The organism is Salibacterium halotolerans (genome assembly GCF_900115625.1).
GTDB classification, from domain to species: domain Bacteria; phylum Bacillota; class Bacilli; order Bacillales; family Marinococcaceae; genus Salibacterium; species Salibacterium halotolerans.
On sequence record NZ_FOXD01000015.1, the window covers coordinates 16,563 to 28,239 of the forward strand.

An 11,677-nucleotide genomic window follows, 5' to 3' on the forward strand; every position below is an offset into this window, starting at 1 on the left:
ACTGGTTTTCCCGTCTATCATACATTGTAAACACGTTTTTTCACGAATAGCAACAATGAATTCAAAAGCACAGCAGCACAACATGGTGTGCTGCTGACCTTCCTTTTTTCTGTCTTTTTTTACTCCGCTTTCTTTATGACAAATCCGGGTTTTTTCTCTATGTTGTGTTTGCCGTCTACAAACCGGACGGTGCCGGAGCGGGCCCGCATGACGAGTGTCTGGGTGGTGGCGCTTGCTCCCTTGTAGTGTATGCCTTTCAGAAGACCGCCGTCTGTTACGCCGGTGGCGGCAAAGATCGCGTCATCTCCGGCGACCATGTCCTCCATGTACAGCACGCGGGAAACGTCATCGATACCCATATCTTCGCACCGTTTCTTCTCATCATCGTCCTTTGGAAGCAGCATTCCCTGCTGCTCTCCTCCCAGACATTTGAGGCCGACCGCAGATAGGACACCTTCGGGGGCGCCGCCTGACCCAAGCAGAATATCAATGCCGGTTTCTTCAAAAGCCGTGTTAATCGCGGCAGCGACATCGCCTTCCTGAATAAACTTGATTCTTGCGCCTGCATCCCGCACTTCCTGGATAAGGGACGTGTGACGCTCGCGGTTGAGCATCGTAACCACAACGTCTCCTACGTCTTTGCCTTTTGCCTCGGCCACGGCTTTCAGATTATCCAATACGGGAGCTTTAATATCAATAACTCCGACCGCATCCGGACCGACGGCGATTTTCTGCATGTACATATCCGGAGCATTCAACAGGCAGCCCTGGTCGGCTACGGCAATGACCGTCAGCGCATTTTCCATACCGTTTGCTACAATATTGGTACCTTCTAAAGGATCGACAGCCACATCCACCCGCGGTCCGAATCCGGTGCCGAGTTTTTCCCCTATATAAAGCATCGGCGCCTCATCTTTTTCTCCTTCTCCGATTACGACAGTACCTTTCATCGGAATGGTGTCAAATACATCTCTCATCGTGCTTGTGGCTGCATCATCCGCTTCTTCTTTTTTTCCAAGTCCCATCCAGCGCGCCGATGATAAAGCGGCGGCTTCCGTTACACGTACCAGTTCGATGGATAAGCTTCTTTCCAATTTGTTCCCCTCCCATTTCCTTTACGAACTTTTCACCTGCTGTATTTCGCCCGGTGTCAGCTCTTCTCTCCAAACTCTTGCTCCAAGGGCGAGCAGTTTTTCAACCAAATCTTCGTAACCGCGGTCAATATGCTCCAGACCGGTGATTTCGGTCACACCTTCCGCCATCAGACCGGCTACCACCAGAGCGGCTCCCGCCCGCAGATCGCTTGCTCTTACTTTAGCGCCCTGCAGCGAGGATCTGCCGTTAATAATTGCGGAGCGCCCTTCCACTTTGACGTCGGCGTCCATCCGGTTCAATTCATCCACGTGCCTGAAACGAGCGTTGTAAATTGTATCGGTGACGACACTGGTGCCTCGTGCTCTTGTCAAAAGAGCCGTGACCGGCTGCTGCAGATCTGTAGCAAAACCAGGATACACGAGGGTTTTGATATCGACACTGGCGATTTCAGGCGGCGTTGCTATTCTTACCTGCTCATCCGCTGTCTCCACGCTCACCCCCATTTCACGTAGTTTAGCCATGAGGGATTCGAGATGGTCCGGTATAATGTTGTTAATCATTACTTCTTTCCCCATCGCGGCGGCGGCAATCATATAGGTTCCCGCTTCGATCCGGTCCGGTATAATGGAATGCACGCAGCCGTTCAGCTGTTCCACTCCGTCGATGCGGATAATATCGGTGCCGACTCCTTTGATTTTCGCGCCCATGCTGGAGAGTATCGTAGCTACATCGATGATTTCGGGTTCTTTGGCGGCATTTTCAATCGTTGTCCGACCTTCTGCTTTTACGGCGGCAAGCATAATATTAATGGTCGCTCCGACACTCACCACATCAAGATAAATGCGGGCCCCGGTCAGTTTTTCGGCCTGGAGGTAGATCGCTCCCTGTTCATTAGTCACCTTCGCACCAAGCGCTTCAAAGCCTTTAATGTGCTGATCAATCGGGCGCGGCCCGAGGTTGCACCCGCCGGGAAGACCGATTACCGCCTGTTTGAATTTGCCGAGCATAGCCCCCATCATGTAATAGGAAGCGCGAAGGGACTTCACCCTTCCGTTTGGCAGCGGTGTCGGAACGATTCCTGCCGGGTCAATGTTCATTTTCGAACCGTCATACGTCACAGAACCCCCAATATCTTCAAGCAGGGAAGCCAGCGTTTCTACATCTGAAATCTTTGGAAGGTTTTCAATGGATACGGTCGAATTGGCCATGACAGCCGCGGGAATTAAAGCTACTGCGCTGTTTTTGGCACCGCTGATATGTATACTGCCGTGTAAAGGATGTCCTCCTTCAACCATCAATTTCTGCATGCATATCTCACTTCCTCGTCTTCATTCTCAGGGTGTCGCGTTCATCTCATCTAGAGGGATCAATTTCAGTATAGACAGCCGGAAAGGGAGATACACCCTCCGGCCGGCTGTTTTTGATTTTTCCGGAATGCAGCTTTCGACCGCCCACGGCTTCCTGCTCTTTCTTTTTACCGATTCTCCCAATCGCTGAGAAATTTTTCAATTCCCTGGTCGGTCAATGGGTGTTTGAAAAGCTGACGAATGACCTTAAGCGGCAGCGTGGCTACATCCGCTCCTCTTGCTGCCGATTCCGATACGTGCAGAGGATGGCGGATGGAAGCAGCAAGAATTTCTGTGTCAATATCGTGTTCGGCAAAAATTTCTGCAATCTCACTGATTAGATCGAGCCCATTGTGTCCGATATCATCCAGACGACCCAGAAAAGGCGACACATAGGATGCGCCGGCTCTGGCAGCCAGAAGAGCCTGAACGGAAGAAAAGACGAGCGTTACATTGGTTTTAATGTTTTCTTCAGTAAAAACTTTTACGGCTTTCATCCCTTCTTCGGTCATCGGTACTTTCACTGTGATATTCGGCGCAATATGGGCGAGTTCGCGTCCTTCTGCAAGCATTCCATCCGCCTGGGTGGAAATGACTTCGGCACTGACCGACCCCTTTACGAGCGAAGTGATTTCTCTCAGCCGTTCCTTAAAATCAGCCCCTTCTTTCGCGACCAGACTTGGATTGGTCGTCACACCGGCAAGAATCCCCAGTTCGTGAGCTTCCGTGATTTCATCCATGTTGGCTGAATCAATAAAAAATTTCATATTTTCCGCCTCCTTTTGTAAGAAATGCTCCCTATTCCTATACTTTCCTGCCTGGCAGATAAAAGAGTTAACAGGTACCTCCCGCGGCGGCCTGTACACGATGAACGCCTTTCCCTCCATTGCCGGTTGTTATACACGGCCGGCCGAACCAAATTCACGCATTTTTGCTTTAACCGTCTCTTTCACAGCATCGCGGGCCGGACCCATATATTTACGGGGATCATAAAGCTCCGGCTTTTCTTCGAGAGTTTTTCGTACGGCGGCAGCTGAGGAAATCTGGCTTTCTGTGTTGACGTTAATTTTGGCGCACCCGAAACCAATGGCTTTCTGCACGTCCTCAGCGGGTATCCCCGTTCCGCCGTGAAGTACGAGCGGAACACCGACGGCGCTGTCGATTTCTTTCATACGGTCGAAACCAAGATGAGATTCCCTTTTGTAAGGAGCGTGCACAAAGCCAAGAGCGGGGGCCAGACAGTCTGCTTCTGTTTCTTCCACAAACTTTTTGCACTCAGACGAAACGGCATATGATTCTTCCGCTTTTTCCACAGCCGTGTCGTCTTCCTGCCCGCCGATCCGGCCGAGCTCCGCTTCCACCGATACCCCGACGGCATGAGCCGCTTCCACAACACGGCTGGTCAAGGCGATGTTCTCTTCCAGAGGATAAGAAGAACCATCAATCATAACGGATGTGAAACCGGCGCGGATGGCTTCCATGCCTACTTCGAAACTGGATCCGTGGTCCAGATGAACCGCTACCGGAACCGTAACGTGATGGGCTTCCATGAAGGTTTTCACCATGTCCACCACCGGCTTAAAACCGCTCATGTAGCGGGCGGATCCTTCAGAAACGCCGCATATCAGGGGCGAACGTTCTTCCTGGGCGGCCTGCAGCACCGCCTGAATAAATTCCATGTTGTTCAAATTGTACTGACCTACAGCATAATGATCGGCTTTTGCTTCATGGAGCATCTCTTTCATGGATACGAGCGGCATATGTTATCCTCCTTGCAAATTCCTTCGTGACAGGATGAATGAAAAGAGTTCCCGCTCCGCATCTTTAAAAACACCGGCAGATAGGTTGTACCGCTGTTTTTGTATTGTTTTCTGCTTCATTATAGCACATCATGAAAGATTTTCATCCATCCGTCCGGGAAAAGTTACCTGCGTCATAGAATAAAAGGCTGGTATAGAACTTTCGTTCGAGCACTAAGAATCAGGTCAGGTATTTCTGAATTTCTTCTCTAATCTGATTGATGTCAAATGGTTTGGAAATGTACGAGGAAGCACCAAGTCTTTGTGCTTCCTGCATCATGCTGAGCTCCCCGTACGCGGTCATTAATAGGACGGATGCGCCGGGAGCAAGCCCCAGCTCGGACCGTCTCCTCAGAATTTCAACCCCGTCCATGCCGGGAATTTTCATATCCAGTAAAACGAGATCGGGGTGCTCTGTTTCGAGAAGTTCCAGAGCTCTGCTGCCGTTTGATGCTTCCAGAATCTCATGTCCTTCTTTCTGCAGTATTTCCTGCAGCAGCACTCTTATGCCGTATTGATCGTCTACAATTAATATTTTATTCAAACCAAGTTCCCTTCTTTCTCCAGGCAGTACGTTCGATGCCGACTTTTTCTACTCAGGGCGTTCCGCGCTTATTTTCGTTATTTGTACCCCTTCCATACCTGCCTCCTGATTTCCTGCTTCTGCTGTTTTTTTTACAGAAATACAAATCTACTTTACGATAGACACAATAACAGTACATAAGGAAAGGCGGAAACCATGTGAAAGTATTTGCTACACAGCTCCAGGGAGCTTTTCAGAATATTTTATCAGAGGATGAAGCAATAGAAAATGGAGCCAGACTTCTGGCGCAGGGACCGGCGGGTACCGGGCGGCTGTTAATCGGCGGAACCACATCCATGGAAGGAAGCGCCTTGACCCTCACGCAGCACCCGGATGCGCCGGTTGAGACAGCGTTTGTATCTCTTGAAAAACCGGAGGAGGCGGCCACGGACGACCGCGTGCTTCTGCTGGCCGGAAACGCAGAAACTGATACGCTTCAGGCAGCCTTGGAAAAATTGCTCGAGCAGGAGATTCCGTTCGTCGCAGTGGCTCCGTTTGCCAAGGAGGAGGCCGGCGTGGAACTGGAACCGACAGATGTGTGGCTGCAGACGCACGTGAAAGGCGGCATCGTACCCGGGGAAAGCGGAGAGCGGATGGGTGACCCTTCTGCTCTATGCTCGCTGTTTGCAGGGCAGCTTCTATTTCTAAACATCAAAGAAATGCTCGACGAAACGTAAAGCCGCCGCTGAATGGGACGCTTGTCAACACAGGCAAAAAAGAGTCCGGGACAAAAGTAAAATAGGCGGAGGAAAACACGAATGTCCTGCGGCGTTGTTCAAGAGCCGCATAGCAGCGGAGTCAAAATACTTCAGCTCGTGCTTCCACAGGCTAATGACGTTTAAGGGGGCACGAAACCCTCTAAAGTGCTTTATGAATCATTCATGATGACGTTTAAGGGCGCACTGGGTACTCTAAAGTGCCTCATGAGCTATGCTTAACGACGTTTAAGGGGTTGCGGAACCCCCTAAAGTGCCTTATGACCCATTCCCATTTACAAACTACCGTACATCCACCCGGCATTTTTCTGCGTCCACGCTTCCAGCTCTGCTTCCTTTTCCTCGGTTATACCGGCTGGCGTCGTGATTACATTGCGGAGCAGCTCAGGTGTCGTTTCGATTCCGGCAAACGGGCCCTGGAACGGCCGGGGTCCGTCGATTTCGACAATTAGCTCATCCGGTGGAACCACAGCCGCGAGCCGTGGTGGCTTCTACGCCCGGCACAGGACGTACACGGTTTTGGGAGAAGGTCCCCTTTTTCTCAGCCGATTTTCCTCGTTTTCGAGCCGTGCGCGGGGCAAAGAAGACACGGTGCCCCCCCGGCGAACCGATGCCGCTCTTGTACTCCGGAGTGCAAAGAAGACACGGCGAGCCTCAGCGAGCCGATGTTGCCCTTGTGCTTTGGAGTAAAAGCAAAGTATCTTGGCGCAGCGGTTGATTTTAGAAACGAAAAATGCCGAACGATTTTAAGAAATCGTTCGGCATTTTTTATCTAATAAAGGTTTTGTCCTAGACTCTTCCTACTTTTTATTACTGATGCTCGATAGAGGCCTGGATGAATTCGCGGAACAGCGGCTGTGGTCTCGTTGGGCGGGACACAAATTCAGGATGAAACTGGGACGCGACAAAGTATGGATGATTCGCGAGTTCGATAATCTCCACCAGTCTGCCGTCCGGGCTCGTCCCGCTGAAGATGAATCCGGCTGCTTCCATGGCATCACGGTAGGCATTGTTGAATTCATAGCGGTGACGGTGGCGTTCGTACACCACTTCCTGATCGTACGCCTGCTTGGCAATGGTATTCTCCTGCAGCTTACAAGGGTACAGACCGAGACGCAGCGTGCCGCCCATATCCTCTACTTCTTTCTGCTCCGGCAGGAGATCAATGACCGGATCTTTCGTCTCCGGATCGAGCTCTGCGGAACCGGCTTCCTGCAGTCCCGCTACGTTCCGCGCGAATTCCACGGAAGCCAGCTGCATCCCAAGACAGATGCCGAGATACGGAATATTGTTCTCTCTGGCGTACTGGATCGCTGTCAGCTTGCCCTCGATACCGCGGTCGCCGAAGCCTCCCGGTACGAGAATGCCATCTGCCTCTTTCAGTTTCTCTACGATATTGTCCGGTGTCACGTCTTCGGAGTTGATCCACTGAATATCGACGTAGGAGTCAAACGCATAGCCGGCGTGTTTCAGCGATTCAGCGACGGACAGGTAAGCGTCGGGAAGCGATACATATTTCCCGACGAGCGCAATGGTGACCCGTCCGGAGAGGTTCTGCACCTTTTCGGCGAGCATCTTCCACTCTTCCATATCTGCCGGTCCGCCGCCCAGTTTCAGATAATCGCACACAATCTGGTCCATTTTCTGGCGCTGGAGATCGAGCGGAATCTGGTACAGGGTATCGGCGTCCGAACATTCAATCACAGCGTCTTTATGAATATCACAGAAGAGCGCGATTTTCTCTTTCATTTCCTGCGGCACGGCGCTCTCGGTCCGGACCACGATGATGTTCGGCTGAATGCCCAGGCTGCGCAGCTCTTTTACGCTGTGCTGGGTCGGCTTGGACTTAAGCTCACCAGCTGCGGAAAGGTGGGGAATCAGGGTACAGTGAATGTACATGGCATTTTCAACCCCGACATCACTTTTAATCTGCCGGATAGCTTCGAGAAAAGGCAGACTCTCGATGTCACCCACGGTGCCGCCGATTTCCGTAATCACAACGTCCGCTCCGGTTTCGCGGCCGGCACGGTATACCCGCTCAATAATTTCGTTGGTCACATGCGGAATAACCTGGACCGTCCCGCCGAGATAGTCTCCCCGGCGTTCTTTACGAATCACCGACGAATAGACTTTCCCTGTTGTGACGTTGCTGTTTTGGTTCAGGTTAATATCGATAAAACGTTCATAATGGCCTAAATCCAGGTCCGTTTCTGCACCGTCATCGGTCACAAACACTTCGCCGTGCTGATACGGGCTCATCGTTCCAGGATCGACATTAATATAGGGATCGAACTTCTGGATCGTCACACCATAGCCCCGGTTTTTCAGGAGACGGCCCAGCGAAGCGGCGGTAATTCCTTTCCCAAGCGATGACACAACCCCTCCGGTTACGAAGATATATTTAACTGCCATGCCTTCATCTACTCCTTTTTTATTTAATTACACTGTGGAATCCAGGTGGTTCGTTCATAAAAAAACAAAAGTGACACCTATCCCGGGGTAGGGGGCGCACTTTCGTTTCGTCTCATTTATGGAATGCTGTTATATATCTGTTTAAGCCCAAAAATGATTTTACCGAGCCTTATTTTAAAAGTCAAGCACCAAAATAACAGGATCTTTCCCCTGAACCGTGCACGTTCTGTGAAAGTCAGTAGGAGTCGTCATCTTCCGTTTCTTCCACGTCTTCACTGTCAAATCCGTCCAGCGGTTTTGTTTTTTCTTCGTCTTCGGCATTCTCTTCCTGCGACAGTTCATCCAGCTCGTCTTCGATATCTTCAAAGTCATCATCAAAGTCTTCCTCAAACTCATCAGACGCATCCTGATTCTTCTTCGTATCCTCACTCTTCACCGTCGTGCTCAGATCTTCATCCGACTGATCGAGTGGATACCAGCCGCGGAGACCCCAGTGATTCTCCCCGAGATGAACGAAGCGTCCGTCCAAATTCATCGAGGTGAACAGTTTCGTCTGCCGGTTTTTTGTTTCTTCAACGGCCATGCCTTTCAATTTAGCAATCCGGTTCATTAAGCTTCCATATTCATAAGGCTGGTTTTCCTCTTCCAGCAGAATATGAGCCAGCTCTATCGCAGACATTTCTTCAATTTCTTCTTCATTATAGTCAGAAATACTCAAGGACCGCACACTCCTTTTTTCCACAAAGTATTCATGTCCTACGGGAAACCATCCGCACAGATGCTTTCCCGATTGGAAACAGACGCCGTCTTGGTTATCCGTTCTTTAAAATCATACTTTTCATTATAAACATATTTGGGGTATTTATGCCAGCATTTTTCGAAGGATCCGCGCGCTCTTTTGCATACCCCGGCAGAAAGTTTTTTCGTATCCCTATTCTAGAATGAGCCGGTTTCGGACATTCTAGTGGATATATAACCCCTCTAATGAAACGACAGGGAGTGTCAGGAGGCCGTTTTCATGATTTGGATAATATCAGCAACCGCCGCCGTGCTGCTGGTGGCGGGGTGGTGTCTGTTTGATTTCATCCTGGGCAGAAAAAACCACCGCAGCGAGCGCAGCAGTGTACATTACCCGCGCCGTTTCGGTCAGGTCACGTGCTATAAAGAGGGGGGGACCTTTTTCCGAGACTATGTGGAAGATATAAAGCAGGCGGATCAGTCGGTTTACATTCTTTTTTATATTTTCCGGCATGACAGCATCGGTAGTCAACTGGTCGACCTGCTTTGCCAAAAAGCAGAGGAAGGCGTCACGGTACGCGTCATGCTTGACCGCGTCAGCAGCGGCATGAACCGCAAAGGCCGGGAAAAACTGAAGAAATCCGGGGTATTTTTTACGTACAGCCGGCCGGTTTCCCCGCCTTACCTGTTCTATTCCCTGCAGCGGCGCAACCACCGCAAAGTCACGGTCATTGACGGTGAAATTGGATATACGGGCGGTTTCAATGTTGGGGATGAATACCTGGGACGAGATCCGAAACTCGGTTACTGGCGCGATTTTCATCTCCGTATTAAGGGGGAGGGCGTGCAGGATTTAGTGCAGCAGTTCACCGCAGACTGGCTCCGGGAGCGTCCGGAAGACCATTTCTCCCCTGACAGCAATCCGGATCATCTGCCGGAAGGGGATACCTGCTTTCACTTTCTGGCGACAGATGGAGACGGGGTGCTGCAGGCGTTTCTTGATATGATCCGCAGGGCCAGGTTCCGTATTGATATGGCGACGCCGTATTTCATCCCCGGGGACGTTCTTTTAGAGGTACTGCTTGAAGCACTCGAACGGGGTGTGGTCCTGACAATGATTCTTCCGGCCAAGCGGGATCACCCCCTCGTTCAGGAAGCGTCCTGGTCCTACCTGGAGCCGTTAATCCGCGCTGGTGCCGGCGTTTATCATTATAATGACGGTTTCTTTCATGCCAAAGCCCTGCTGATTGATGATGTGTGCTGCGATATAGGCAGTGCTAACTTCGATCAGCGGAGTTTTCACCTGAACCTTGAAATGAATACGCTGATAGAGGATAAAACATTCATTGAATACGTGAGAAATATATTGGAAAAAGACTTGGAGCACGCGTCGCGCCTGCGTCTTGAGGATGTACAGAAGCGGCCGCTTCCGGTACAGATCAAAGAGAAAGCGGCCCGACTTGTGGAACCATTGCTTTAACATGCTGTCATGTTGACGCGCGGAAAGGAAAGACTCCTGTTTCGAGCTGACGGGCAAACTGCGTCACCGCAACATTATAGGAACCGGGCTGAAGGGTTGGAATCTGATGACCGACACCCTGGACCATCACGATATCTTTGGGCGCCTGCACAGCGTATTTGTAGAACATGTACTGGTAGTAATGAACATACCAGTCTCTTGTGCCGTATAAAAGCAGAAGCGGCCGGCTCAGAGAGGAAAGGCCCGCTGTGCAGGAATAATGCAGGCCGGATTCGTACAGAGAGCGGACAAGCGGGGCGGAACTTCGTTTCACCGCATCGGCTATTCGCTCCCGGTGCTCTGCCTGGGTTGCATTTCCGACCGAAAGCATCCAGGCGAGCAGCCCCATCCACCCTTTGTCCGTGATGTGGATTCCTATTTCAAATTCCCGCTCGAGCAGCGTCGTGCATACTTCCGGAAATCCTCCCGCCAGCGCCACCCCCGCCGTGCGCTCCGGCCATCGCAGCGCAAATTCGAGCGCAGTGGATCCCCCGCTTGAATACCCGCACAAGAGGACCTGGTCCAGACCGAGCAGATCGGCCAGATTGTGCACATCCTCCGCCCACTCCGAAATCGTCAGCGTCTCTCTGCCGGATGAACTGAGGCCGTGCCCTCTGGCATCCATCAGAATGACTTTAAAGCCCCGGGCGAGTTTTTGTTGATGATAAAATGCCGCACTGCCCATCGCCGGGGGATGGATAAAAATAATCGGAAACCCGTCTCCCTGTACCTCGTAATGAAGCGTGTGTCCCTGGGATAAGAAAAATGGCATTGGCTTCGTCTCCTTTGTTCAGCTTTCCCCGTTCTGCAGCCGGGCCCGGATCCATTGCACCACTTTACATCCGGTTAAAATTTCGATCACATCAAGCAGACCCGGCAGTGCGGAAGGGGCTCAAATCGGCAGGTGTACAAGTGCGAACAAGAAGCCGATGCCAAGTCCTGTTAACAGAGATAACAAAGCTTCTTTTATCCGTTATCACACCTTTCTTTCTACTATGTAACACTCCGCTTAAGAATATTCCCTTTTTCTGTTCTCCTTATCTGGGAATTTGCGTTATCCGGCGGAACGAAGACTCGTTGATAACGCCGCAATCATTAAAAAACCTGCAGCCGACAACATATCGGTGCAGGCAGTACATAGTCCAGAGAATGGAGCAGGCGAATGGTCACGATGTTAAATTCAGCGCCTGCTGCAGCACTTTATCTCCATTCATTGTGCCATAGGCCATATTATCAATCACATCCACTGGTATATTGTAAGAATCGGCTTTCCCAGAAATTCTCTGTTTTAAATACCGTACCTGCGGGCCTATGAGTATGACCTCCAGTTCCTCCATGTGTTGGTTTAATTCTCCTTCTGCATATGCATCGATTTCAGCCTCTATCCCCTTTTGCTCCGCTGCCTGTCTCATGTTTTTCACAAGCATGCTTGTGGACATCCCTGCTGAACAAACGAGTGCGATTTTCAT

Annotated in this window: 12 protein-coding genes; 2 read left to right on the plus strand and 10 right to left on the minus strand. The window is 50.9% G+C overall.

All coding sequences use genetic code 11. From position 1 onward, the window contains the following. Positions 1–119: 119 nt before the first annotated feature. The 5 genes from glpX to BM124_RS12700 form a co-directional block, all read right to left on the minus strand. A complete protein-coding gene (gene glpX / locus BM124_RS12680) occupies positions 120–1,094 on the minus strand; it encodes a class II fructose-bisphosphatase (RefSeq protein ID WP_093338042.1) in 975 nt (324 codons plus the stop codon). 21 nt (positions 1,095–1,115) lie between these two features. Then, positions 1,116–2,402 (minus strand): UDP-N-acetylglucosamine 1-carboxyvinyltransferase, encoded by a 1,287-nt coding sequence (locus BM124_RS12685; RefSeq protein WP_093338044.1) that lies wholly within the window; start codon positions 2,400–2,402, stop codon positions 1,116–1,118. 167 nt (positions 2,403–2,569) lie between these two features. After that, positions 2,570–3,208, minus strand: coding sequence for a fructose-6-phosphate aldolase (gene fsa, locus BM124_RS12690; protein WP_093338045.1), 639 nt, complete (start codon positions 3,206–3,208; stop codon positions 2,570–2,572). A gap of 129 nt (positions 3,209–3,337) precedes the next feature. Beyond that, positions 3,338–4,201, minus strand: a complete 864-nt coding sequence (fba, locus tag BM124_RS12695; protein WP_093338047.1) for a class II fructose-1,6-bisphosphate aldolase — start codon at positions 4,199–4,201, stop codon at positions 3,338–3,340. A gap of 220 nt (positions 4,202–4,421) precedes the next feature. After that, complete coding sequence (locus tag BM124_RS12700) at positions 4,422–4,784, minus strand: response regulator (RefSeq protein ID WP_093338048.1); 363 nt, start codon at positions 4,782–4,784, stop codon at positions 4,422–4,424. A gap of 197 nt (positions 4,785–4,981) precedes the next feature. Between BM124_RS12700 and BM124_RS12705 the strand changes: the two genes are divergently transcribed. Then, positions 4,982–5,500, plus strand: a complete 519-nt coding sequence (locus BM124_RS12705) for a DUF2529 family protein (protein WP_170841137.1) — start codon at positions 4,982–4,984, stop codon at positions 5,498–5,500. Between the two features lie 314 nt (positions 5,501–5,814). On the opposite strand, the gene BM124_RS12710 is transcribed toward BM124_RS12705, so the two are convergent. The 3 genes from BM124_RS12710 to rpoE form a co-directional block, all read right to left on the minus strand. Further along, positions 5,815–6,009 carry a hypothetical protein gene (locus BM124_RS12710; protein WP_093338051.1) on the minus strand — a complete coding sequence of 65 codons (195 nt, stop codon included), beginning with the start codon at positions 6,007–6,009 and terminating at the stop codon, positions 5,815–5,817. A 340-nt stretch (positions 6,010–6,349) separates the two neighbouring features. Then, a complete protein-coding gene (locus BM124_RS12715; protein WP_093338052.1) occupies positions 6,350–7,951 on the minus strand; it encodes a CTP synthase in 1,602 nt (533 codons plus the stop codon). A gap of 235 nt (positions 7,952–8,186) precedes the next feature. Continuing rightward, the gene (gene rpoE / locus BM124_RS12720) at positions 8,187–8,669 is read right to left on the minus strand and encodes a DNA-directed RNA polymerase subunit delta (RefSeq protein ID WP_093338054.1); all 483 of its coding nucleotides are present in this window, start codon (positions 8,667–8,669) and stop codon (positions 8,187–8,189) included. A 300-nt stretch (positions 8,670–8,969) separates the two neighbouring features. Between rpoE and cls the strand changes: the two genes are divergently transcribed. Further along, positions 8,970–10,169, plus strand: a complete 1,200-nt coding sequence (gene cls, locus BM124_RS12725) for a cardiolipin synthase (RefSeq protein ID WP_093338055.1) — start codon at positions 8,970–8,972, stop codon at positions 10,167–10,169. A gap of 7 nt (positions 10,170–10,176) precedes the next feature. Here the strand turns inward: cls and BM124_RS12730 are convergent, their stop codons facing one another. Beyond that, positions 10,177–10,980: an alpha/beta hydrolase gene (locus BM124_RS12730; RefSeq protein ID WP_093338057.1), complete on the minus strand. Its 804-nt coding sequence runs from the start codon at positions 10,978–10,980 to the stop codon at positions 10,177–10,179. A 394-nt stretch (positions 10,981–11,374) separates the two neighbouring features. Next, positions 11,375–11,677: a PTS sugar transporter subunit IIB gene (locus BM124_RS12735; protein WP_093338058.1), complete on the minus strand. Its 303-nt coding sequence runs from the start codon at positions 11,675–11,677 to the stop codon at positions 11,375–11,377.